The sequence below is a fragment of the Pseudomonas tehranensis genome (assembly GCF_014268615.1).
In the GTDB taxonomy this organism is placed as follows: domain Bacteria; phylum Pseudomonadota; class Gammaproteobacteria; order Pseudomonadales; family Pseudomonadaceae; genus Aquipseudomonas; species Aquipseudomonas tehranensis.
The window spans coordinates 1-24,769 of sequence record NZ_JABWQV010000025.1 but is presented as its reverse complement, the minus strand read 5'-3'; the positions used below and the strand labels follow the sequence as shown (position 1 = coordinate 24,769).

Here is a 24,769-nt window from a genome sequence, read left to right as displayed (position 1 = left end):
AGGCATACGTCATTTGACGTAGGGAAAATCGCACAAAGCTGGTGCAGGCTAGCGCTCCGGGCCCATGCCACCTTGCTCCCTCACGCGCGGGCGCACGCACGGGCAACGGTCGACGCAACCCGGCGGCCCGAGGCATGGAAATTGCTCAATTTTTCACCCGTGCAGCACCCGCCAGGCATGGAGCGCCTTGACCGCAGGAGGCTTTTACCGTGCTACCACCCGGCACCCAGCGCATCGCCAAGATCCGTCGTGACTACAACCGATGGGTCGCCGACGAGACCATGGAGGACTACGCCCTGCGCTACACGCCAAAGTCCTTTCGCAAGTGGTCGGAGCTGCGTATCGCCAACACCGCCCTGGGTGCGGTGTCGTTCCTGGCGCTGGAAGCCATCGGCGGGGTGCTGGCCTTGAGTTACGGCTTCACCAACACGTTCTGGGCGATTCTCGCGGTGAGCCTGGTGATTTTCTTCACCGGCCTGCCGATCAGTTACTACGCCGCCCGTTACGGCGTCGACATGGACTTGCTGACCCGTGGCGCCGGTTTCGGCTATATCGGCTCGACCATCACCTCGCTGATCTACGCCAGTTTCACCTTCCTGTTCTTCGCCCTGGAAGCGGCGATCATGGCCCTGGCCCTCGAGCTGTATTTTCATATTCCACTGGCCTTCGCCTATGTGATCTGCTCGCTGCTGGTGATTCCGCTGGTGGCCTACGGGGTGACCCTGATCAGCCGCCTGCAACTCTGGACTCAGCCACTGTGGCTGGTTCTGCTGGTGCTGCCCTATCTGTTCGTGCTGGCAAAAAATCCCCAGGCCTTCAGCGACTGGACCAGCTTTTTGGGGCGCAGTGCCAGCGGCGGCGACTTCAATCTGCTGGAATTTTTCGCGGCCTGTACCGTGGCCCTTTCGCTGGTGACGCAGATCGGTGAACAGGTCGATTACCTGCGTTTTCTGCCAGAGAAAAACGCCGCCAACCGCAAACGCTGGTGGGCCGCCCTGCTCTGCGCCGGTCCCGGATGGATCATTCCCGGCGCCTTGAAAATGGCCGCTGGAGCCTTCCTGGCCTTTCTCGCCCTGCAACACGAAATTCCCATGGAGCGTGCCGCCGAACCGACCCAGATGTACCTGGTGGCCTTCAGTTATGTGTTCTCCTCGCCGGAATGGGCCTTGGGCGCCATGGTGCTGTTTGTGTTCGTCTCACAGATGAAGATCAACCTGACCAACGCCTACGCCGGCTCACTCGCCTGGTCGAATTTCTTTGCCCGGGTGACCCACAGTCACCCGGGTCGCGTGGTATGGCTGGGGTTCAATGTGGCGATTGCGTTAATGCTGATGGAACTGGGCGTGTTCGACGTCATCGATCAGGTGCTCGGCCTCTACGCCAATATCGCCACCGCCTGGATCGGCTGTGTGGTCGCGGACCTGGTAATCAACAAACCTTTGGGGTTGTCGCCCAAACACATCGAGTTCAAGCGCGCGCACCTCTACGACATCAACCCGGTGGGTGTCGGCGCGATGCTGATTGCCTCGCTGCTGTCGATTCTCGCCCACTTCGGTCTGTTCGGTGCCCTGGCTCAAGCCGCCCCACCCTTTGTCGCCCTGGGTGCCGCGTTGATCATGGTGCCGCTGCTGGCCTGGGCGACGGGCAGTCGTTATTACATCGCCCGTGCCAGCGACCCATTGTTGTTGCACCCGGTAGAAGCGGGTACGCAGATCACCTGCGGCCTGTGCAGCAACTCGTTTGAGAGCGCCGACATGGCGTTCTGTCCGGCCTACAGCACGCCCATCTGCTCGCTGTGCTGTTCGCTGGACGCGCGTTGCGGCGATCGTTGCAAACCCCAGGGGCGTCTGTCCGCGCAGTTCGAGTCGCTGTTGCGCTGGTTGCTGCCCAACAGCATGGTGCCCCGACTGCACACGCGGCTGATGCATTACCTGGGCCTGTTGCTGGTGCTGATCCTGATGCTCAGCGGGGCCCTCGCGCTGATCTACAGCCAGGCCTCTGGAGGCTTGCCCCATTCGGCGCCGCTGTACCAGGCGTTTTTCAAGGCTTTCCTGACCCTCTCAATGTTGGCGGCGATTCTCGCCTGGTGGATCGTCCTGACCCGCGAAAGCCGCCATGTGGCCCAAGAGGAATCGACCCGCCAGACCCAGTTGCTGATGCAGGAAATCGCCGCGCACCGCGTCACTGACCAGGCCCTGCAGGATGCCAAGGAGGCCTCCGAGGCAGCCAATGCGGCCAAGAGTCGCTACATCACCGGGCTGTCCCATGAGTTGCGCACGCCGCTCAACAGCATCCTGGGCTTTACCCAAAACCTGCAACGCGACGCGGCAATGCCGGAGCAGCATCAGGATGCCCTGGCGACCATTCTGCGCAGCGGCTCGCACCTGCTGTCGTTGATTGACGGCCTGCTCGACGTGGCCAAGATCGAGGCCGGCAAACTGCGCCTGGAACTGACGGAAATCCCCTTCCCGGAACTGATCCACGACCTGGAGCTGATGTTCACCCCGCAGGCCGAGGAAAAAGGCCTGCGCTTTCGCCTGGAGCTGATCGGCAAGATGCCGGCGGTGGTGCGGGGTGACGAGAAACGGGTTCGGCAGATCCTGATCAACCTGCTGGGCAACGCGGTCAATTTCACTGACAGCGGTGAGGTCTGCCTGCGGGTCAGTTACATGCGCGAAACGGCGACCTTCGAGGTCATCGACACAGGGATCGGCATAGACCCCGAGCATATCGAACGGATCTTCCAGCCGTTCGAACGTGGCGACCTGATGCGCCAGGACAAGGGCGTCGGCCTCGGTCTGACCATCACCCGCATGCTCACCTCGCTGATGGGCGGTGAATTGCAGGTCAAGAGCCAGCAGGACCAGGGCACCTGCTTCCAGGTGCGGCTGTTTCTCTCTCAGGTGCGCGCGCCCCAGGCGGTGGTCCATGTCGAGCACGACATCATCGGCTACCAGGGGCCACCGCGTCGTGTGCTGGTGGTGGACGATCATGTCGACCATCGCAAGGTGCTCAGCGGCATGCTCACACCGCTGGGTTTTGAGGTCGTGCAAGCGAGCAACGGCCAGGAAGCCATTCGCCAGGTGGCACTGCTGGGGCCGGACCTGATCCTGATGGACCTGTCGATGCCGACCATGGATGGCTGGGAAACCAGCCGCCTGATTCGCCGCAACGGGTTGTCCAACGTTCCGATCATCGTGATCTCGGCCAATGCCTTCAACGACGAACGCAATCTGGCCAGTGCCTGCAACGACTATCTGGCCAAACCCGTGCGCACGCCGGAGTTGCTGGAGCGCATCCAGGCGCAACTTGACCTGCAGTGGGTGCGGCGTGAAAGGCCTGCGTCCGCGGCACTCCCTGCACACTGGGTCTTACCCTCACACCCGGACCTTGTCACCCTCGGCGAGCTCAGCGCCATGGGCTATGTCCGTGGGTTACAGGAAAAGCTCGACAGCATCCAGGCCGAGACACCGCAGACGGCAGCGTTTATCGGGACACTGCGCAAGTTGCTGAAGAACTTTCGCCTGGACGAAATCAACCGCGCCCTCAAGGAGGCAGAAGATGAATGCACTGACCACAGTCGCTGAACCCGGTGTTGTGCTGATTGTGGATGACACCCCGGACAACCTCGCCCTGCTCTCCGACGCGCTTAACGATGCCGGCTATATGGTGTTGGTGGCCCTTGACGGGCTAAGTGCGTTGAACCGTATCGAGCGTCGACGCCCGGATCTGATCCTGCTGGACGCAATGATGCCGGGCCTGGATGGCTTCGAGACCTGTCGGCGGATCAAGGCGCAACCCCAGAGCGCTGATATCCCGGTGCTGTTCATGACCGCGCTGACGGAAAGCTGCCATGTGGTTCAGGGTTTTGAAGTGGGTGGTAGCGACTACGTGACCAAGCCGATCCAGATCGACGAAGTGTTGGCGCGGGTCGCCGCGCACCTGCGCACTTCGCGCATTCTGCATTCTGCCCGTGCGGCGTCGCAGCCAGTGGCGGCCTTGAGCCTGAACGACGAACCGGCCAGCCAGGTGTTGTCGGCTCGCTTTCAACTGACGGGGCGTGAAGTTGAAGTGTTGCGCTGGGTGGCCTGCGGGAAAACCAATCGCGATATCGGCACCATCCTGGATTTGAGCCCGCGTACGGTGAACAAGCATCTGGAGCATGTGTATATCAAGCTGGGGGTGGAAACGCGTACAGCGGCAACGTCGGTGGTGCTTTCGGCGATGACTGAGCACCGACGGACGTAGCGCATTTACGTGAGCCTGGCGGCGACATCCACGGCTACCGAAGGCTGGTCTGGCGCGTCCAGTTGATGCCTCTCTAATGCGATGATACATAGATAGACGGCGTGGCAGGCGCGGGCAACGCATAAGTCGCCTTCATCCACTCGATCTCGGCCTGGGGGGTACGGCCAAAGAAGCGCTTGAACTCACGGCTGAATTGCGACGCACTTTCGTAGCCCACGTTGAACGCCGCTGCCGAAGCGCTCATGGCATTGCGTAGCATCAGCAGGCGTGCCTGGTGCAGGCGCGTCGACTTCAAGTACTGCATGGGCGAGGAGTCGGTCACGCTGCGAAAGTGCAGGTGAAAGTTGGGCACGCTCATGCCGGCCTCATGGGCAAGTGACTCGACGTCCAGACGCTCCTGGTAGCTGCTGTGGATTTTGCGAATCACGCGAGCGATCTTACCGAAGTGCCCCTGGCGATTAAGCGCGGCATGCATTGAGCCGCCCTGCTCGCCAGTGAGGATGCGGTAGTAGATTTCTCGTACCAGTGACGGCCCGAGTATTTGCGCGTCACCCGGACGACTCATGGCTTCAAGAAAACGCAGCGTCGAGGCACGCAGCCGGTCATCCATGGGCGAGGCATACATGCCCTTGGGTAGGGCATCACTTGGGCCCAGCACCTCATCGACTTGCAATATCAACTCGCTGGCCAGCTGAAAGTCGAGCCGCATGTAGATCGCCAGCATGGGCTCGGCAGCGCTGGCGTCGGTCTCCATGGTGAAGGGCACGGGGACGGACACCACCAGATAATGCTGGGCGTCATACACGTAGACGTCTTCCCCCAGATAGCCGCGCTTGCGCCCCTGACACAGGATGACGATGCCCGGGTCATACAAGACCGGCGTGCGGGTCAGTGGCCGGTTCGAACGCAGAAAGCGGATGTCGTCCAGCGCGCTCAGGTTGTAGCCCTCGACCGGCGCGAGCTGCTCCATCAACTGCACCATGCGCAAGGTGTGTGGATCGGTCGGCGTCATCATTGCCCCCTTTGCTGGCCGCTCAACCGTCAGTCGAGCGGGTCAGCGCCTCCCATCGGTCAATCTCACTGGCCGTTCGAGTCAATTTGTCACGCACCAGGTTCAACGCGTCACTGCCCAACAACAAGTGCGCCGGTGGCGTCGGGCTGGCGATGACCTGCAACATTGCTTGGGCAGCCTTGCGCGGGTCGCCGAGCTGTTTACCGCTTTTCTCTTCCCGCGCTTTACGCACTGGGTCGAAACTGGCGTCATAGTCGGCAATGCTGCGCGGCGTGCGCTGCATCGAACGACCTGCCCAGTCAGTGCGAAACGAGCCGGGCGCCACGGCGGTCACGAAGATGTTGAACGGCAGCAATTCCTGGCTCAGCGTATCGGAGATACCTTCCAGCGCAAACTTGCTCGCACAGTAATAGGCAATACCCGGCATCGTGATGGTTCCGCCCATCGAGGTGATATTGAGAATATGACCGGCACGACGTTTGCGGAAATACGGCACGAAAGCCTTGGTCACCGCCACCGCGCCGAACACGTTGACGTCGAACTGGCGGCGCATCTCTTCCAACGGCGACTCTTCGAAGATGCCCTCATGGCCATAGCCGGCATTGTTGACCAGCACATCGACCGGGCCGTGGCTGGCTTGTGTGGAAGCGACAACGCTGTCGATCCGCTCGAAGTCAGTGACATCCAGGATGACGCCATGGGCATGATCCGGGGACAGTGCCTCGAAGGCCTGCAACGCCGCTTCACTGCGCACGGTGCCGATGACTCGATGGCCCTCCGCAAGCGCTTCCCGCGCCAGGGCGTTGCCCAGGCCGCTGCTGACGCCGGTGATGAATAGGGTTTTTCTGCTGCTCATGGCGAGCCTCCAACAAGGTGGGTGCAAGGCCATGGTAGCGAGGCAGAACCGGGGCCCCTATGCCGGTTTGCCTTGCAGCATTGCCTATTCCTATCAGGACTCGAGACCAGGCCCATCTCGAACATCAGGTTCCGCACATTGCCCTGACGTCACCTGTCTGAATATAATGCGATTCATTATCAATTATGTATTTTCCGAGATGCTGATGCGCAGCAACGACACACTGGGCAATGCCGATCTCGCGCTGCTTTATCGCAGCCACCATTCCTGGTTGCACAGCTGGCTGAGCCGGCGCATCGGATGTCACGAAAGCGCAGCCGATCTGGCCCAGGACACGTTTGTACGTCTGCTCAAATCCCGTCAGATAAGCCCGTTGCGCGAACCCCGGGCTTATCTGAGCAGCATCGCCCGCGGACTGATGATCGATCGCTATCGCCGTCGCGAACTCGAACGCGCCTACTTCGAGAGTCTCGCGCTGCTCCCTCCACAAGCGGCCCCCTCGGAAGAAGACCGGTTGCTGATTCTTGACAGCCTTGAGCGCATCGACCGTCTGCTCGACCTGCTGAAACCGAGAGTTCGCCAGGCTTTTCTACTCGCCCAGCTCGACGGTTTGACCTGCCTGCAAATCGCCGAAAAATTGTGCGTTTCCCGCTCTACGGTTGAACGCGACTTGGCCAAGGCCCTGCAACACTGCTATCGCTTGCGTTATGCCGAACAGTGAAGCGCAGGTGCTGGACCCGGCCGTGGTCGACCAGGCGATCCACTGGCTGGTGCGCCTGCGCTTCAATCCTGCCGACGAGCAAACCCAGCGCACCTTTGAGCACTGGCTGCGGCAGCGTCCTGAGCATTTTTTAGCGTGGCAGCGTGTAGAAGCGCTTGGCGATGACTTCGCGGGCGTTCCACCTGATTTGGCCCGGCACACCCTCAAAGGCGCCCGCTCAGGCATGCATCGGCGCCAAAGCCTGAAGCTACTGGGTGTGCTGGCCACTGTTGGAGGAGCGACCTGGCTGGGCCGCGACTACACACCATTGCCGGCTTTGCTTGCCCAGCAGCACAGCAGAACCGGCGAGCAGAGACGCTTCCAACTCGATGACGGCAGCCTTATCCAGCTCAATAGCGACAGTGCGGTCGACAGCTATTTCAACGAACAGCGGCGCCTGATCGTTCTGCGGCGCGGCGAAATCATCGTGAATACCGGCGCCGATGCGGGCTCAGCTCAACCGCGTCCGTTCTGGGTACAAACCCGCGACGCAATCATAAGCACCCAGAACGCCCGGTTCCTGGCGTACGAGCGTGACGACGGGACCCTTCTGGCGGTGCAGCGCGGCGCAGTCAGCGTATTTCCCGGATCCAGCCAAACCCTTTCGGTTAACAACACTGTCCAGGCCGGCAATCAGCGGCTGTTCACCTCAAATGGCGTTCGTGAGTTCAAGGATAACGGCCTGGATGTATGGAGCTGGAGTGACGGGGTGATCAGCGCACACCATATGCGCCTCGGTGACTTCATTGGGGCCTTGTCGCGCTATCGGCCCGGCCTGTTGCGATGCGCCGAAGAGGTCGCGGACCTACGCGTTTCCGGGACCTTTCAACTCGCCGACACCGATCAGGTACTGGCATTGGTGGCGCAGTCACTGCACTTACGGATTGATTATCGAACCCAATATTGGGTGACGTTGAGCGCCGCCAGCTAACCCCTTTTCCGTCGCGCGCCAACATCAAATAAAAATGAGGTGATTTCTCATTCTCGTTCGGCATGTAAGAAAGGCTGAAATACAGGCCGATCTGCCGATCCCCTTTCTTGGAGCGAGTAAATGAGTTCGTCCCCGGTTCCACAGCGCCACCGACTGAATCGAGCCATACACGGTGCGATCTTTGGCGTCATTGTCAGCAGCTACGCGCTACCGTCTCTGGCGCAATCCTCGAGCGTTGATCAGGCCCTCGAGGTTCACTCGTGGAACATTCCTGCCGGCCCATTGGCACCGGCGCTTGACCGCTTTGCGCGCGAGGCGGGCATCAGTCTTTCCTTCGATGCGTCAAGCGTAGCGAACCGCAATACCCAGGGCGTGAGCGGGACACTCGATACGCCCCAAGCTCTGTCGTCGTTGTTGCAGGGGAGCGACATCGCGATACAGCAGCAAGGCCCGAACGCTTACTTGCTGACGCCGCAAGCCAGGGCGGACGGCGAACTCGACACCTTTCGCCTCGCGCCCATCCTCGTCAACGCCAAGGCGAGGGTCGACGGTACCGAAGACGCCAACTCGGTGGTCGCCCAGGAACTCTGGGTCGGCGGTAAGGTGGCCACCAGCATCCTCAACACCCCCGCCTCGGTTTCCGTGGTGACCGACAAGGAAATGAAGCAACGCAGCGTGAGCACCACCGAAGAACTGCTGCAATACACGCCGGGGGTTCTTACCGACTATTACGGCACTGACGACCGCAACGATTACTTCCAGATCCGGGGCTTTCAGGCCACGACCTATCGGGACGGCCTGACCCTGGGGTCAATGCGCGGTGTGCGCGAGGAACCTTTTGCCTATGAGCGCGTTGAGGTGATACGCGGGGCCAACTCCACACTGTTCGGCCCGGCTGACCCGGGCGGTTCGGTGAACTTTGTCAGCAAGAAGCCACGCTTCGACAAGTTCGGCCAGGGCTACGTCACCTACGGTTCTTTCGACCATGTCGAAACCGGCATCGATGTCGGGGACTCGCTGAACGAAGAGCAAACCCTGGCCGGTCGCTTCACGGCAAAGATGCAAGACAGTGAACGCGAGTACGACCATTCACAGGACGACAACAAGTTCTTGATGGGCGGCCTGACCTGGGCCCCTACGGACTTCACCTCGGCCTCCGTAATCGTGGACTACCTGAAGACCCAAAGCTCGCCCAACAGCGGCGGTTACCCGCTGGACAAGGAATACGACCGCGACAAGTTCTACGGCGAGCCCAGCTACAATTTCCACGATGTCGAACGCACCAATATCAGCGGCACCTTCAGCCATGATTTCGACAATGGGTTCGTGGTGCGCAGCAACCTGCGCTACAGCGAACTGAACGATGATTTCGGTTATGTGTTCCTCAGCGACTCCCCTACCCGCACCGGCACCACGATCCCCCGCTACATTTTTGGCACTGACAGCGAAGCCGAGCAACTGAACGGCAACTTGATGCTGCAATACGATGCCCGCTTCGAAAACATCGACAGCAGCACGTTGGTGGGCGTGGAGTATGGCGACTCTTCGACTGAGGAACGCTCCGTATACGCCACGACAGGATCCATCGACCTGGCCAACCCAGTGTTCACCGGTGTGCCAAGCGCAGTCGCGCCCTACAGCAACAACAAGCTCGATACCAAAACCAAGGCCGTGTTCCTGCAGCAGAACCTGTCCTTCTATGAGCGCTTTATCGTCACCGCCGGTGTGCGCAACGACTCGCTGGATCTGTCCAGTACCGACATCAACAACGTAAAAGAGTCGGATGATTTCTCGGAAACCTCCTATCGCGGCGCGCTGACCTATATCGTCAACGACGAAGTCTCCACCTACGTCAGCATGGTCGAGTCGGTCTCACCGCCAACGGTGGGCGTTGTCCCGAAGACGGGCACACAATACGAAGTGGGTGTGAAATATGCGCCCATCGGTATGGACGCGTTGTTCTCGGCAGCCGTCTACGACCTCACCCAGGAAAACGTCAGCATTGCCGTCGTACTGCCCAGTGGTGTCATTGAGCAGCAAACCGTTGGCGAGTCACGTGTGCGCGGGCTGGACCTGGAAGCCAAGGCTGAGTTGACGCCCAACCTGAGCCTGGTCGGTGGCTACTCCTATATGGAGTCCGAAGTATTGCGCGGTACTTTGTACGACGGAAGTTCACTCAAGGGGAATGAGTTCGCCACGGCGCCCAAACACTCCGCTTCGCTGTGGAGCTATTACAACGTACCCGACACGGCTGTCAGCGTTGGCCTGGGTGCCCGGTATGTGGGCGCCTATTACTTCGACGCTGCCAACACTGGCACCAGCGATGGTACGACGCTCTTCGATGCGGCTTTCAACTACAACCTCTTCAAAGGCACTGACCTGGCGATCAACGTCAGCAACCTTCTGGATGAGCAACATGTGGTCGGTTCCGGTACCGCGAACTACTACAACCCGGGCCGCGAAATCACTGCAAAGCTGAGTTACAACTGGTAAGCCAGCCGTTCACGGCCTGATACCGGTCGACCCTCAAATGGCGTAAACCCCGTGGGAGCAAAACCTGCTCCCACGGGTGCGACGCTTGCCGCTTCTCGATCACGAATCAAGGCTTCTCACGCCATTGCCAAGCAAGCTGGGCGACTCTGCGGTGATCTCGCACAGCAGCGCCGTGACCACTTTGCCCTCGACCACGCCTTGCTCTTGCAGAAGCCCCGCCACAGCACAGACAGCAAACCAGTAACGATGCACAAGGCAACTGCAGCGGGCGATGGCCCGTGATTCGGCGTCGAGCAACATGCGTGGGGGCAGCAGGCAGATCAACTCGTGCCCCCGGTCCAGATCGCCACGGCCACTGGTGCTGATCATCCGGTCGGACCTGCCGTGTCGATAGACCGCTTCGGCCACAGGCCCGGCGAAGCAATGGAGCAGGTCGCGCTCAATCGAATCAACCATGGAGGGCAAATATTCAGCAATCCCCCTAGCGGCCAACGCCGGGCGCAGGACCAGATAATCGGCCTCCACCAACCCGTCGGCGTAGTGCGGGTTACCGAGCAGATCGATCATCGGTCCCGCACACGCTTCGTCTCTGGTGCGCACGGTGATGCGTTTTATCGGCAGACCGTTCCACCAAAAAGCCAGGGCGTGGCCGGCTTCGTGGATGGCCGTGCTGCGGGGGCGTTCGTTCATGGTCCGGTCCTCTCCCGTAACCAAGCGCTGGCCCTATCATCTGCCTCGACCGGCAAGCCGGGTAAAAGAATCTGCCTATTACCCATTAATACTGTGGCTATTAGCGATCTGCCACAGAAGAACTAGCCTTGATTCAGCGCTGGCGAAAGCTGGCCAGATCAGACCTGACAAGAGATACGAAAGCGTTCGAAACGTACTGGGCTTGCCGTGGGCCACGATGCGGGTAATCGACGTCGATTGCCGGAAGGCCGAACGATCAATGTGCGAACTGTGAGCCCTGCATCTACGTAGTGATTTTCACCTGTCGCTATAGCGCCCGGCCGGGCTCGATAGCTGGATGAACACGACCAAGGTAGCTCCTCATGGCAAACGAATCGAAATGCCCGTTCAATCATGCTGCCGGTGGTGGCACCACCAACCGTGATTGGTGGCCCAACCAACTGAATCTGAAAATCCTGCACCAGCACTCACCGCTGTCCGACCCCATGGGCGAGGATTTCAATTACGCCCAAGCGTTCAAAAGCCTGGATTTCCAGGCCCTGAAAAATGACCTGAATGCGCTGATGACCGACTCCCAGGACTGGTGGCCGGCGGACTTCGGGCACTACGGGCCGCTCTTTGTGCGCATGGCCTGGCACAGCGCCGGCACCTACCGCACCGGTGACGGGCGCGGTGGCGCGGGCTCCGGCCAGCAACGTTTTGCGCCGCTCAACAGCTGGCCGGACAACGTCAGCCTCGACAAGGCCCGTCGCCTGCTATGGCCGATCAAACAGAAGTACGGTCGCAACATCTCCTGGGCCGACCTGATCGTGCTCACCGGCAACGTCGCGCTGGAATCCATGGGCTTCAAGACCTTCGGCTTTTCCGGCGGCCGTGCCGACGTCTGGGAGCCGGACGAAGACGTCTATTGGGGTTCCGAAAACAAATGGCTCGGCGGAGACACCCGCTACGGCAAACCGGATAAGGCCGCGATGCAAGATCCCGGCGACGGCCAACTGGTGGCCGAACCTGGCAATGAAGAAAGCCGTACCGACCTGGGGCGCAATCTGGAGAACCCGCTGGCCGCCGTGCAGATGGGCCTGATCTACGTCAACCCGGAAGGTCCCGAGGGTCAACCGGACCCGGTCGCCGCCGGGCTGGACATCCGCGAAACCTTTGGCCGCATGGCAATGAACGATGAAGAAACCGTGGCCCTGATCGCTGGCGGCCACGCCTTCGGCAAGACCCACGGTGCCGGGCCTGCGGACAATGTCGGTGCCGAGCCAGAAGCCGCCGGCCTGGAGCAACAGGGCCTGGGCTGGAAGAACGCATTTGGCACCGGCAAAGGCCCCGATACCATCACCAGTGGCCTGGAAGTGACCTGGACCACCACGCCCACCCGCTGGAGCAACAATTATCTGGAGAACCTGTTCGGTTTCGAGTGGGAGCTGACCAAGAGCCCGGCCGGTGCACACCAGTGGACACCGAAAAACGGTGCTGGCGCCGGCATCATCCCGGACGCCCATGATCCGTCCAAGCGCCGCAACCCAACGATGCTGACCACCGACCTGGCGCTGCGCTTCGACCCGATCTACGAAAAAATCTCCCGGCGTTTCCTGGAGAACCCGGACCAATTGGCCGACGCCTTCGCCCGCGCCTGGTTCAAGTTGATCCACCGCGACATGGGCCCACTCTCGCGCTACCTCGGCCCGGAACTGCCCAACGAAGAGTTGCTCTGGCAAGACCCCATCCCGGCGGTCGACCATGCACTGGTCAACGACAGTGACGTTGCGTCCCTCAAGGACAAACTGCTGGCCTCGGGGCTGTCGGTGCCACAGCTTGTGTCTACGGCGTGGGCGGCTGCGTCCAGCTTCCGCGGTTCCGACAAACGTGGCGGTGCCAACGGCGGACGGCTGCGCCTGGCCCCGCAAAAAGATTGGCCGGCCAACCAGCCGGAACAATTGGCGCAAGTGCTGGCGACTCTGGAAAAGGTCCGCAGCGAGTTCAACGGGGCCCAGTCCGGCGGCAAGAAAATCTCCCTGGCCGACCTGATCGTGCTGGCAGGCAGCGCCGGCATTGAACAGGCGGCGAAAAATGCCGGGCTCAGCGTGACGGTGCCGTTCTCGCCAGGGCGTATGGACGCCAGCCAGGAGCAGACCGACGTCGAGTCGTTCGGCTTTCTTGAACCCATCGCCGATGGTTTTCGCAACTACCTCAAGGGCAGATACCGCGTACCCGCCGAGGCACTGCTGATCGACAAGGCGCAACTGCTGACCCTCAGTGCCCCGGAAATGACCGCATTGATCGGCGGCCTGCGCGTGCTCGATACCAACGTCGGCCACACTCAACATGGGGTTTTCACCCAACGGCCTGGGGCGCTGACCAACGACTTCTTCGTCAACCTGCTCGACATGGGCGTGGAATGGAAACCGCTCTCAGACGACCAGCAGACGTTCGAAGCCCGTGACCGCAAGACCGGTCAAGTCAAATGGACCGGCACGCGGGTCGATCTGGTCTTCGGCTCCAACGCTCAACTGCGGGCCCTGGCCGAAGTCTATGCCAGCTCGGACGCCCAGGAGCAGTTCGTCAACGACTTCATCGCGGCGTGGGTCAAGGTGATGAACCTAGATCGGTTTGATCTGAGGTGAGGCTGTCAGGTTCGCAGACAAGCCCTCAATCTGATCCAGGTTGAGGGCTTCGTTCTCTGCTCATTGCAACTCGTCCCCCATGAACTTTTCTTCACCCAACGCTTTGGTGGGATTGGGTAAAGTCCCCTCGCTCATTCAAGAAACTAAGGTTTTAGCCCGCCCTCCCGCGGGCTTTTTTTTGCCTGAAATTCAGGAAAACCCTGAGGCGCACAGCAAAATCTTCAGCAATGCCTGACACCCGGAAATAATCCTTTCAGATCCAGCGCCGGCAGCCGATAAAGCCCTGTTACACGTTTTAGCTGGCTCAAAAACAACAATCTTCCAGCGTACCGACAATCAAGCAGCACAACGTTCCTGGAGGAATTTGATGAATAGCTGGTTTGGCAATATTAGCGTCAACATGAAACTGGGCCTGGGCTTTGGCCTGGTGCTGGTACTGACCTGCATCCTGGCACTGACCAGTTGGACCAGCCTGGGAGGGCTGATCGACCGCAGCAACTGGATGAGCGACATCACCAAGCTCAATGCCGGCCTGACCAAGCTTCGGGTCGTGCGCTTGCAATACATGCTGACCAACGGCGACGAGACCGCCGCACAGAATGTGCAAACCACCCTCGATGGTTTCGTCGCGCAACAGAACGCGCTGCTCAGCAGCTTCAAGAGCCCGGAAAACGTCAAGCTGCTCAAGGAGCAGAGCGCGACGATCAGCGCCTATCAGGTGTCCCTGAACAAAATGCGCAACGCCTACCGCACCGGGAACACCGCCCGCGATGCGATGACAGCCAACGCCGGGGTCGCCTATCAACTGATCGAGACGCTCAACACCGACGTGCAGCAAACGCCCTTGAGCGACCAGCGCTTCGAACAATACCAGGCCATCACCGAGGCCAAGCAGGCGTTCATGTTGGCCCGCTATGAAGTGCGCGGCTACACCGCCAACAGCAACCCCGAAAACGAACGCAAGGCCGTCGCCCAACTGGACGCCACCCTCGCTTCGCTTCAACCGCTGAATGCGTATTTCGCCAGCACCCGGCAAGGTGAGCTGCGTCAGCTCGAAGCTGCCCTGACTCAATACCGCAGCTCCGTTCAGGCTTTCACCCTGGCCATTGCCGAGGCGGCGCAGGCCCGCAAGGAAATGACCGACCAGGGCACGACCATCGTCTCCCTGAGCGAACAGCTGTATCAGATCCAGCTCGACCGTCGCGATGCCGAAAGCGCCCAGGCCCGCACCCTGCAACTGGTCAGCACTTTGTTGGCATTGCTGGTAGGCATCATTGCGGCCGTGATCATCACTCGCCAGATCACCCGACCGCTGCGCGAAACCCTGGCCGTGGTCGAACGCATTGCCGGTGGCGACCTGTCGCACACCCCGATTGTCACCCGTCGTGATGAGCTGGGCGTGCTGCAACAGGGCATTGCGCGCATGGGCGTGACCCTGCGCGACCTGATCAGCGGCATCCGTGATGGCGTGACCCAGATCGCCAGCGCCGCCGAACAATTGTCCGCAGTGACCGAGCAGACCAGCGCCGGAGTCAACAGCCAGAAAGTCGAGACCGATCAGGTAGCGACCGCCATGCACGAGATGACCGCCACGGTGCAGGAAGTTGCCCGCAACGCCGAAGAAGCGTCCCAGGCAGCCGCCGCCGCAGACGGTGAAGCCCGTGCCGGCGACCAGGTGGTCAACGAGGCCATCGCCCAGATCGAACGCCTGGCCAGTGAAGTGGAGCGCTCCACCGACGCCATGACTGTGCTGCAACAGGAAAGCGACAAGATCGGCAGTGTCATGGACGTGATCAAGGCCGTGGCCGAACAAACCAACCTATTGGCCCTGAACGCGGCGATCGAAGCGGCGCGCGCCGGTGAAGCCGGTCGTGGTTTCGCGGTGGTTGCCGACGAAGTCCGTGGCCTGGCCCAGCGCACGCAAAAGTCCACCGAGGAGATCGAAGGCCTGGTGGCCGGCCTGCAGAACGGCACCCAGCAAGTGGCCGCCGTGATGAACAACAGCCGCAGCCTCACCGACAGCAGCGTGGCCCTGACCCGCAAAGCCGGCGTATCACTGGAAAACATCACCCGCACGGTGTCGAACATCCAGTCGATGAACCAGCAGATCGCCGCAGCCGCTGAAGAGCAAAGCGCCGTGGCCGAGGAAATCAGCCGCAGCATCATCAACGTGCGCGACGTGTCCGAACAGACCGCCGCCGCCAGCGAAGAAACCGCCGCGTCCAGTGTTGAACTGGCCCGCTTGGGTAATCAGTTGCAGATGATGGTGAGTCACTTCCGGGTTTGATCATGACAAGCGCCCATTTCCCAGAAGAAATGGGCGCTTTGTGTAATGTCTTTAAAATCTTTCAAAAAGATCCATCGCCTTGGCTCTTTCGTCACGTGGCGGCAGATCCAGCACAACGACCCCGGTCGCCTACCAATATGTCCAGCCGTCCTTACACACTGATCGCATTGGTAAACACCAACCGATTCCCAAACGGATCAACCACCGTCATGTCCTGGCTGCCCCACGGCATGGCCTGAATCTGAGGGCGGGCGAAGGGGTATTGCTTGGCCAGCAGTTGCGCCTGGAAAGCTTCCAGTTCATCGGTTTCTATCCGCAGCGCCGAGCCGGGTGTGCAGTCGCCATGGTGCTCGGACAAGTGCAACACGCAATCGCCACGGGACACTTGCAGGTACAGCGGAAAGTCGTCACCGAAGCGATGTTGCCAGTCGAGGGTAAACCCCAGGAAGTCGACATAAAACGCCAATGCCTTGGTTTCATCGAAGATCCGCAGGATCGGGGTGGTTTTACCGAAGCTCATGGGTAACTCCCTGGCTGAAAAGACCCAGTTTAGATGGGTTGAACCCATTGCTTCGGCTTTGGCGGCGGCTTCTTTAATGTCGCAATGCCACCACTGAGAAGACGATCACGGATAACTGCAATTGGTTTGCACCCTCTCAAGCCTCGCGTGACGAACTGAATCCAAGGCGCAAATCCCCTTCTCGTGCCAGAAACCGTCCTTGCCTGCGCCCGTTCGCCCGGCCCTCGCTGTAGCTCAAGACGCCATTGACCCAGACCCCATCGATGCCTTCGGCGGCCCGTTGTGGTTCGTTGAAATCGGCGACGTCCCTGATGGTATGAGGATTGAACAACACCAGATCCGCCCAATACCCTTCACGAACTTCACCACGGTCCTTCAGGCCGAAGCGCGCCGCCGACAGACCAGTCATTTTGTGCACGGCGGTGTGCAACGGAAAAAGCCCCACGTCACGACTGAAATGCCCCAGTACCCGCGGGAAAGCACCCCACAGGCGTGGATGCGGGAAGGGATCCTCCGGCAAACCGTCGGAGCCGACCATGGACAACGGGTGGGCGAGGATTCGTCGTACATCGCCTTCGTCCATGCCGTAGTACACCGCGCCGGCCGGTTGCAGGCGGCGCGCTGCATCCAGCAGTGATACGTCCCATTCGACGGCGATGTCAGCCAGGTCGCGCCCGCCCATGTGCGGATGAGGCGTCGACCAGGTGATGGTGATGCGATGGGCATCGGTCACCTGCTTGAGGTCCAGGGTCGAGGAGCTGGCCGCATAGGGATAGCAGTCACAACCGACCGGATGGGTTTTCGCCGCGTTCTCCAACGCCGCGAGCACCTGCGGACTGCGCCCCCAATTACCGGCCCCCGCACATTTGAGGTGGGAAATAATCACCGGGCTCCGGGCGTGACGGCCGATCTGGAAGGCTTCGTCCATGGCCTCGAGCACCGGTTCGAATTCGCTGCGCAGGTGGGTGGTGTAGACCGCACCGAATGCGCTCAGCTCTTGGGTCAGTTGCATCACCTCGTCGGTGGAGGCCGAAAAGGCGTTGGCGTAGGCCAGGCCGGTGGACAACCCCAGTGCGCCGGCCTCCAGGCTTTCGCGCAGTTGCTGACGCATGGCGGCGATTTCTCCCACGCTGGCTGTGCGCAACAAATCGTCCATGTGGTTGCTGCGCAGTGCCGTGTGCCCCACCAGCGCCGCCACGTTCACCGCCGGCGTGGCCGCCTCCACCGCCGAACGATAATCATCGAAACGCGGATAGGTGAACGCTTGGGCCGTGCCGAGCAAGTTCATCGGGTCCGGCGGCTCGCCTCGCAGGCTCACCGGCGAAGCGCTGATGCCGCAATTGCCGACGATCACCGTGGTCACGCCCTGGCTGAGCTTGGGCAGCATCTGCGGTTGGCGAATCACCACGGTGTCGTCGTGGGTGTGCACATCGATGAACCCTGGCGCCAGCACGCGGCCGGCGGCGTCAATTTCTTCAAGCGCCCGGGCATCGCTCAAGTCGCCGATGCGCTCGATGCGGCCGGCGCGGATCGCCACGTCGGCGCTGTAACCGGGGGTGTTGCTGCCATCGATGACCAGTGCGTTGCGGATAAGCGTGTCGTACAGCATCTCAGTCTCCCAGCGGCAAGTGATCGTCGCCGCCGCGGTAATCATCCAGGGCGAGTTTGACTCGCCGCAGGCGTTCTTGATTGTCTTCAGGGTGGGCCAGCGCCAACTCGGTGGCGAGTACATCGATGGCCAGCAGCATGCCGTAGCGCGCCGCCGTGGGCTTATAAATGAACGAGGTCTCGGCGCCTTGCAGGGGCAACACCACATCGGCCAGTCGGGCCAACGGCGAGTCGGTGCGGGTGATGGCCAGGATTGCCGCACCGTAACTGCGCGCCAGTTCAACCGCGCCGAGCAGTTCCGGGGTGATGCCGGTGAGTGAACAGGCGATGACCAAATGCTCCTGGCTCAATGAGGTGGCGGTGATGCGCATCATCACCGGATCCCGGCAGGCGGCAATCGAGTAGCCGAAACGCACCAGCCGGACCTGCAACTCCTCACCGCACAACGCCGACCAACCGCCGAGCCCGAACGCATGAATCATCCGCGCCTTGCCGAGCATCCGCACGGCGTCGCCGAACCGAGACTCTTCGAATGCCGACAGGTGTTGACGCAGGGTCGTCTCGATATCGCCGACGATCTGCCCATAAAACGCCGATTGCTCGGGCGCGCCGGCGGGGTCGAGAAACCGGCTGCCGACGCCACTGGCCTGGGCCAGTTGCAGGCGCAAGTCCCGCAGGTCGCGACAGCCAACGGTACGGGCAAACCGTGACAGCGTGGCGCTGCTCACTTCGGCGCGCTGGGCCAGTTCATCCAGACTGGCCGAGGCGGCGAATCCTACGTCGTCGAGCATCAGCCGGGCGATTCTTCCTTCGCCGGCGCTGAAGGAATCCTGACGGGAGCGAATCTGGTAAAGGATGTCCATGACGGCACCTGTGTGGGAGCGCTGCGATTAAAGCAAGCGCGCAAGTCCTAGAGTCAGGCCGAACGCAACCAGGGAGATCAGCGTTTCGAGTACGGTCCAGGTCTTGAAAGTTTGAGTGACGGTCATATTGAAGTATTCCTTGATCAGCCAGAAGCCGCCGTCGTTGACGTGGGAAAAAATCACCGAGCCGGCTCCGGTGGCCAGTACCAACAGCTCGGGATGGGGATAGCCCAGACCGATCGCCACAGGCGCGACGATGCCCGACGCCGTGGTCATCGCCACCGTGGCCGAGCCGGTGGCGACACGCATCAGGGCGGCGAACAGCCAGCCCATGACCAATGGCGATAGTTGAAATTCCTCGGCCAGGCCGACGATTTGTTGAGTCACCCCGGCGTCCACCAGAATCCGGTTCAAACCACCGCCAGCGCCCACCAGCAACGTAATGCTGGCCGTCGGCGCCAGGCATTCGTTGGTGAACCTGAGGATCGATTCACGGTTGAAACCCTGGGCCAGGCCCAGCGTCCAGAAGCTGAGAAGGGTCGCCAGCAGCAAGGCAACCACCGAGTTGCCGATGAACAGCAGGAACTGATTGAAGCCGCTGCCCGGCTCGGAGATCAGGTTGGCCCAACCGCCGATCAACATCAGCATCACCGGCAGCAGGATGGTCCCCAGGGTTATCCCGAAACCCGGCAGATTGGCCCGGGGCTCGCGGTCGAGGAATTGTCGCTCCAGCGGGTTATCGTCCGGCAGTTGGATGCGCGGCACGATGAACTTGGCGTACACGGGCCCGGCGATGATCGCGGTAGGGATACCGATCAGAATCGCGTACAGCAAGGTCTGCCCCACCGAGGCCTGGAACGCCTGCACCGCCAGCATGGCCGCCGGGTGCGGCGGCACCAGGGCATGCACCACCGAGAGCCCGGCGACCATCGGCAACCCCACCATCAGGATCGACACGCCCACGCGCCGGGCAATGGTGAACGCGATGGGCACCAGTAGCACGAAACCGACTTCGAAAAACAACGGCAACCCCACCAGGAAGGCAATGCACACCATGGCCCAATGGGCGTTGCGCTCGCCGAAGCGCTCGATCAGCGTCTGCGCCATGCGCTCGGCCCCGCCGGACTCGGCCATCATCTTGCCGAGCATTGTGCCCAAGGCCACCACCAGCGCGATGTGCCCCAGGGTCTTGCCCACGCCCGCCTCGTACGCCCCAACCACACTGGACGGCGGCATCCCGGCCAGCAGCGCCAGGCCAATGGACACCAGGGTAATGACAATGAATGGATTAAGCCGGTATCGGGCGATCAAGACGATCAGTGCAATGATGGCGATGGCCGCGTAGACCAACAGCCAATAACCGAATGCAGGGGCCATGCGCTACTCCTCGAATGGGGTCACGACGTTGTGTTTGTGAAACTCATAAATCATTTCGAGGAGTAATCTTCAAACGCGCTGAAAGTAATTTTCGTACACAGACAAGAAATGTCGCTGACGGACATCGCGATGCAGCCGCTATGAAAATCCCGCGCTGGACTTTCATGCACAACCATTCTCTTGTGGCGAGGGGATTTATCCCCGTTGGGCTGCGCAGCAGCCCCAAACCAGGCAACTCGGTGTGCCAGCAAGATTGGGCCTAATGCCTTAGGACTACGGTGCAGCCCTACGGGGATAAATCCCCTCACCACAGACGGCTGGCCGCATCGGGCTCAATTCCGTACCATCCCCACCTTGTTTTTTGCACCAAGCCCACGGCAGCCGATATTCAAGCGCTGCGCAGTCAGGAAAATCATGAAACCAGCACGTCTTCGCGCCGACGCCCTCGCCGGCCTCACCACTTCTTTTGCCTTGCTGCCCGAATGCATCGCGTTCGCCCTGGTGGCCCATCTCAACCCGTTGATGGGGTTGTATGGCGCGTTCATCATTTGCACGCTGACCGCGCTGTTTGGCGGGCGGCCCGGCATGGTCTCTGGCGCGGCGGGATCGATGGCCGTGGTGATTGTCGCGCTGGTGGTGCAACACGGCGTGCAATACCTGCTGGCCACTGTGCTGCTGGGCGGGTTGATCATGATGGCGTTCGGGCTGTTACGGCTGGGCAAACTGGTGCGCATGGTGCCGCACCCGGTGATGCTCGGTTTCGTCAACGGTCTGGCGATCATCATCGCGCTGGCGCAACTGGAACACTTCAAGAGTGGCGAGAGCTGGCTCAGCGGCGGCCCGTTGTACCTGATGATCGGCCTGGTGGCGCTGACCATGGCCATCGTCTACCTGTTGCCGCGCCTGACCCGCAGTGTTCCGCCGGCCCTGGTGGCGATCCTGGGGGTGGGTCTTGCGGTCTACTTCTTCGGCCTGCCGACCCGCACCCTGGGTGACATGGCGCATATCGCCGGCGGCCTGCCGGCCTTTGTCTGGCCGGACATTCCCTGGAACCTGGATACGTTGCGGATCATCGCACCCTATGCGGTGGTGATGGCGATGGTCGGCCTGCTGGAAACCCTGCTGACCCTGAACCTGACTGACGAGATCACCGAGAGCCGCGGCTACCCGGACCGCGAGTGCGTGGCGTTGGGCGCGGCCAACATGGCCTCTGGCCTGTTCGGCGGCATGGGCGGTTGCGCGATGATCGGCCAGACCGTGATCAACCTGAGTTCGGGCGGCCGCGGCCGGTTATCCGGCGTGATTGCCGGGGTGATGGTGCTGCTGTTCGTGTTGTTTCTGTCGCCGTTGATCGAACGCATCCCGTTGGCCGCGCTGGTCGGCGTGATGTTCGTGGTGGCCCAGCAGACCTTTGCCTGGGCCTCGCTGCGGGTGATCAACAAAGTGCCGGTCAATGACGTGTTGGTGATCATCGCGGTGACGACCATCACGGTGTTCACCGATCTGGCGACCGCGGTGCTGTGCGGCATTATCATTGCGGCGCTCAACTTTGCCTGGCAACAGGCCCGGGAACTGTACGCCGACACGCATCTGGAGGCGGACGGCAGCAAGCTCTATCGCCTGCACGGCACCCTGTTCTTCGCCTCGACCACGCCGTTTCTCAACCAGTTCGACCCGGCCAACGATCCGGCCCTGGTGACCCTGGACTGCCGCCACTTGAGCTTTGTCGACTATTCGGCCATCGCGGCGCTCAAGACCCTGCGTGAACGCTATAGCAAGGCCGGTAAGCATATGCGGGTGTTTCACTTGTCCGAACGCTGCAAACAGATGCTCAAGCGGGCGGGCGTCCAGCACGACTGAAAAGACTGACGAATAGCTGCGACACACCGTCGCAGCCCAATCCTTCGCCCTCTTCCCATGCCGTATACTCGCCCCGCCTTTTCAACCTCGCCCACGCCGGAGTGTTTCGATGGATCCTGTGGTTTTCGAAGAGTGGATGATGACCGGCCTTGTCAGCATCCTGATCATTTTCATGGGTTTTATCGTCTGGGATCTGGCGAAGAAGTCCAAGGCCGGGCGTTTCGGCTCATTCATCCTGTTTTTTGTGCTGGGACTGGGCGTGGCGGCATTCGTCATCAAGAGCGTGGTGATCGGCCTGATCGAGACCGGCACCTTATAAACGCGCCGGTACTTCTTTCCACTGGCCCTGATCCAGCCCTTCGAGCGTCCAGTCGCCGATCCTGACCCGCACCAGGCGCAATGTCGGCAAGCCCACCGCGGCGGTCATGCGCCGTACCTGACGGTTGCGCCCTTCGCGAATCACCAGTTCCAACCAACTGGTCGGCACGCTTTTACGAAAGCGCACCGGCGGGTTGCGCGGCCATAGTTGCGGTTCGTCCAGTTGCCGCGCTTGTGCGGGCAAGGTCATGCCGTCGTTCAACTCCACACCCTCGCACAGACGCTGCAATTGCTCGGCACTGGGCTCGCCTTCTACTTGCACCCAATAGGTCTTGGCCAGTTTGTGCCGGGGGTCGGCGATGCGGGCCTGCAGTTGCCCGTCGTTGGTAAGTAGCAGCAACCCTTCGCTGTCGCGATCCAGCCGCCCGGCGGGATAAATGCCCGGCACGTCGATAAAGTCCTTGAGCGTCGCCCGCCCCTGATCGTCACTGAACTGCGTCAGCACATCGAAAGGTTTGTTGAACAGGATCAGTCGCGGCTCGGCCGGCGGGGCCTTGGCCACACGGCGCGGGGCGGATGCGGGAGGTTTCGCGCCAGGACGGCGGGAAGCGGGACGGGGCGGACGGGGCGGACGGGGCATGGCAAACACAACATCTAACGGTCTGGGCCGACCATGCTAGTGGCCCGACCGTTAAATAACCACTGCCCCATCAACAGGACATCAGTCGATCAGCGGAACGGCGGCTCGTCGAAACTGCGCAACTTGCGCGAGTGCAACGAGTTGAGTTCGGTGCGCAACAGGTCCAGCGCTGCGATGCCGATCTTCAGGTGCTGGTTGACCGCCCGTTCGTAGAACGCGTTGGCCGAACCCGGCAATTTGATCTCACTGTGCAGCGGTTTGTCCGAGACACAAAGCAATGTGCCGTATGGCACCCGCAAGCGGTATCCCTGAGCGGCGATGGTGCCGCTTTCCATGTCCACCGCCACGGCGCGGGACAGGTTGATCAACGGACGCTCCTGGGCCCAGCGCAATTCCCAGTTGCGGTCGTCGTAGGTCAGCACAGTGCCGGTGCGCAGGCGCTTCTTCAGCTCGTCGCCCTTTTCACCGGTGACATTGGCGGCCGCTTGTTGCAAAGCCATCTGCACTTCAGCCAGGGCCGGGATCGGAATATTCGGCGGCACGACCCGGTCGAGGATGCCATCGCGACGCATGTAAGCGTGGGCCAGCACGTAGTCGCCGATGGTCTGGGACTGCCGCAGCCCACCGCAGTGACCGATCATCAGCCAGCAGTGAGGTCGCAGCACGGCCAGGTGGTCGGTGATGTTCTTGGCGTTGGACGGTCCGACGCCGATGTTCACCAGGGTCACGCCATGGCCGTCATTGGCCTGCAGGTGATAGGCCGGCATCTGGTAGCGGTGCCAGACCACGCCTGCGGCGATCGCCGAGGCTTCACCGTGGTCCATGCCCTTTTCGATGATCACGTTGCCCGGCAGGACCATGCGCACAAAACGCGGGTCGCTGCGCAGTTGTTCCAGGCCATGAACGATGAACTGGTCAACATAACGGTGATAGTTGGTCAGCAGGATCCAGGGCTGCACATGGCGCCAGTCACTGCCGGTGTAATGCACCAGCCGGCGCAGGGAAAAGTCCACACGCGCGGCGTCGAACAGGGCCAAGGGCAGCGGGTCGGTGTTTTCCCAGTCGTAGAGGCCATCGGCAATGCCATCGGTGGCGGCCGACAGGTCGGTACTGGGAAACACCCGCGCCAGCACAGCGGCGGTCACGCCGGAGCCGGCCAGTTCATCACCCTGCTCCACCACGTACGGATACGGGATGTTCTGCTCGCTGACACCCACTTCCACGGTGACGGTAAAGTCGTGCATCAGCGGGACCAACTGCTCCAACAGGTATTTACGGAACGCAGCCGGATGGGTGACGGTGACACTGTAGGTGCCCGGCAACTGGACCTTGGCGTAGGCGCGGGTGGTTTGCGGGACTTCACCGTGGCAGTGATAGGTCAGGCGCAGGGCGGGATAGCGAAACAATGCCCGCTGTTCGGCATCCGGCTCGATGCGATCCTTGAGGTACCGCTTGAGCGCCTGGTTCAGCGCAGTGGTCGCACGCTCGTGCAGGGCCGCCAGACGATCCACGGCTTGTTCGGCGGTTTGAACGACAATAAACGCTTCGGTCACGATCAGCTTCCTGTGTTCTGACTTGCAGGCCTTCATCTTGCCTGCATCGTCGTCCGACGGGAACAGTGGCGTATTGGGGGCGGTCGATCATTCACAGCAGATCCCCTGTGGGAGCGGGCTTGCTCG

General features: G+C 61.2%; 18 protein-coding genes and 1 pseudogene. 10 read left to right on the top strand and 9 right to left on the bottom strand.

Translation table 11 applies throughout. The annotated features are described in order from the left end of the window. Positions 1 to 209: 209 nt before the first annotated feature. Together HU811_RS07460 and HU811_RS07455 are read left to right on the top strand one after the other, a co-directional pair. Complete coding sequence (locus tag HU811_RS07460; protein ID WP_186654999.1) at positions 210 to 3,587, top strand: ATP-binding protein; 3,378 nt, start codon at positions 210 to 212, stop codon at positions 3,585 to 3,587. After that, complete coding sequence (locus HU811_RS07455; RefSeq protein WP_092394492.1) at positions 3,562 to 4,248, top strand: response regulator transcription factor; 687 nt, start codon at positions 3,562 to 3,564, stop codon at positions 4,246 to 4,248. Before HU811_RS07460 ends, HU811_RS07455 begins: the two co-directional genes overlap by 26 nt. 73 nt (positions 4,249 to 4,321) lie before the next feature. Here the strand turns inward: HU811_RS07455 and HU811_RS07450 are convergent, their stop codons facing one another. Next, positions 4,322 to 5,260 carry an AraC family transcriptional regulator gene (locus tag HU811_RS07450; RefSeq protein WP_092394495.1) on the bottom strand — a complete coding sequence of 313 codons (939 nt, stop codon included), beginning with the start codon at positions 5,258 to 5,260 and terminating at the stop codon, positions 4,322 to 4,324. Between the two features lie 22 nt (positions 5,261 to 5,282). Continuing rightward, positions 5,283 to 6,116, bottom strand: a complete 834-nt coding sequence (locus HU811_RS07445; RefSeq protein ID WP_092394498.1) for an oxidoreductase — start codon at positions 6,114 to 6,116, stop codon at positions 5,283 to 5,285. A 205-nt stretch (positions 6,117 to 6,321) separates the two neighbouring features. Here HU811_RS07445 and HU811_RS07440 point away from each other — a divergent pair, with 205 nt between their 5' ends. From HU811_RS07440 to HU811_RS07430, 3 genes are all read left to right on the top strand, one after another. Further along, positions 6,322 to 6,837 (top strand): sigma-70 family RNA polymerase sigma factor, encoded by a 516-nt coding sequence (locus HU811_RS07440; RefSeq protein WP_186655012.1) that lies wholly within the window; start codon positions 6,322 to 6,324, stop codon positions 6,835 to 6,837. Then, entirely contained in the window at positions 6,824 to 7,807 is a 984-nt protein-coding gene (locus HU811_RS07435; protein WP_186654996.1) for a DUF4880 domain-containing protein, read from the top strand. Before HU811_RS07440 ends, HU811_RS07435 begins: the two co-directional genes overlap by 14 nt. A 120-nt stretch (positions 7,808 to 7,927) precedes the next feature. Then, positions 7,928 to 10,300 (top strand): TonB-dependent siderophore receptor, encoded by a 2,373-nt coding sequence (locus tag HU811_RS07430; protein WP_186654995.1) that lies wholly within the window; start codon positions 7,928 to 7,930, stop codon positions 10,298 to 10,300. A gap of 99 nt (positions 10,301 to 10,399) precedes the next feature. On the opposite strand, the gene HU811_RS07425 is transcribed toward HU811_RS07430, so the two are convergent. Continuing rightward, complete coding sequence (locus HU811_RS07425; RefSeq protein ID WP_186654993.1) at positions 10,400 to 10,990, bottom strand: hypothetical protein; 591 nt, start codon at positions 10,988 to 10,990, stop codon at positions 10,400 to 10,402. Positions 10,991 to 11,352: 362 nt separating this feature from the next. Between HU811_RS07425 and katG the strand changes: the two genes are divergently transcribed. From katG to HU811_RS27750, 3 genes and pseudogenes are all read left to right on the top strand, one after another. Then, positions 11,353 to 13,617 (top strand): catalase/peroxidase HPI, encoded by a 2,265-nt coding sequence (gene katG, locus HU811_RS07420; RefSeq protein WP_186654991.1) that lies wholly within the window; start codon positions 11,353 to 11,355, stop codon positions 13,615 to 13,617. 367 nt (positions 13,618 to 13,984) lie between these two features. Continuing rightward, positions 13,985 to 14,998, top strand: a pseudogene (locus HU811_RS27755) (methyl-accepting chemotaxis protein); the annotation flags it as partial. A 42-nt stretch (positions 14,999 to 15,040) separates the two neighbouring features. Then, positions 15,041 to 15,904: a methyl-accepting chemotaxis protein gene (locus HU811_RS27750; RefSeq protein WP_409936843.1), complete on the top strand. Its 864-nt coding sequence runs from the start codon at positions 15,041 to 15,043 to the stop codon at positions 15,902 to 15,904. Between the two features lie 151 nt (positions 15,905 to 16,055). Here HU811_RS27750 and HU811_RS07410 read toward each other — a convergent pair whose 3' ends face one another. The 4 genes from HU811_RS07410 to HU811_RS07395 all read right to left on the bottom strand — a co-directional run bounded on the left by HU811_RS07410 (position 16,056) and on the right by HU811_RS07395 (position 20,272). Continuing rightward, entirely contained in the window at positions 16,056 to 16,424 is a 369-nt protein-coding gene (locus HU811_RS07410; RefSeq protein WP_092394519.1) for a glyoxalase superfamily protein, read from the bottom strand. A 136-nt stretch (positions 16,425 to 16,560) separates the two neighbouring features. Beyond that, on the bottom strand, positions 16,561 to 18,033 hold the full coding sequence (locus HU811_RS07405) for an N-acyl-D-amino-acid deacylase family protein (RefSeq protein ID WP_186654988.1): 1,473 nt from the start codon (positions 18,031 to 18,033) through the stop codon (positions 16,561 to 16,563). A 1-nt stretch (position 18,034) separates the two neighbouring features. Continuing rightward, positions 18,035 to 18,895: a MurR/RpiR family transcriptional regulator gene (locus HU811_RS07400; protein WP_186654986.1), complete on the bottom strand. Its 861-nt coding sequence runs from the start codon at positions 18,893 to 18,895 to the stop codon at positions 18,035 to 18,037. Between the two features lie 27 nt (positions 18,896 to 18,922). Then, entirely contained in the window at positions 18,923 to 20,272 is a 1,350-nt protein-coding gene (locus HU811_RS07395; RefSeq protein WP_186654984.1) for a GntT/GntP/DsdX family permease, read from the bottom strand. Between the two features lie 414 nt (positions 20,273 to 20,686). Here HU811_RS07395 and HU811_RS07390 point away from each other — a divergent pair, with 414 nt between their 5' ends. Next, complete coding sequence (locus HU811_RS07390) at positions 20,687 to 22,132, top strand: SulP family inorganic anion transporter (protein ID WP_186654982.1); 1,446 nt, start codon at positions 20,687 to 20,689, stop codon at positions 22,130 to 22,132. 109 nt (positions 22,133 to 22,241) lie between these two features. After that, positions 22,242 to 22,451 (top strand): DUF2788 domain-containing protein, encoded by a 210-nt coding sequence (locus HU811_RS07385; protein ID WP_047230243.1) that lies wholly within the window; start codon positions 22,242 to 22,244, stop codon positions 22,449 to 22,451. Here the strand turns inward: HU811_RS07385 and HU811_RS07380 are convergent. Together HU811_RS07380 and amn are read right to left on the bottom strand one after the other, a co-directional pair. Continuing rightward, entirely contained in the window at positions 22,446 to 23,012 is a 567-nt protein-coding gene (locus HU811_RS07380; RefSeq protein WP_186655009.1) for a pseudouridine synthase, read from the bottom strand. The genes HU811_RS07385 and HU811_RS07380 overlap by 6 nt on opposite strands. A gap of 167 nt (positions 23,013 to 23,179) precedes the next feature. After that, positions 23,180 to 24,679 carry an AMP nucleosidase gene (gene amn / locus HU811_RS07375; protein WP_177193293.1) on the bottom strand — a complete coding sequence of 500 codons (1,500 nt, stop codon included), beginning with the start codon at positions 24,677 to 24,679 and terminating at the stop codon, positions 23,180 to 23,182. Positions 24,680 to 24,769 lie beyond the last annotated feature (90 nt).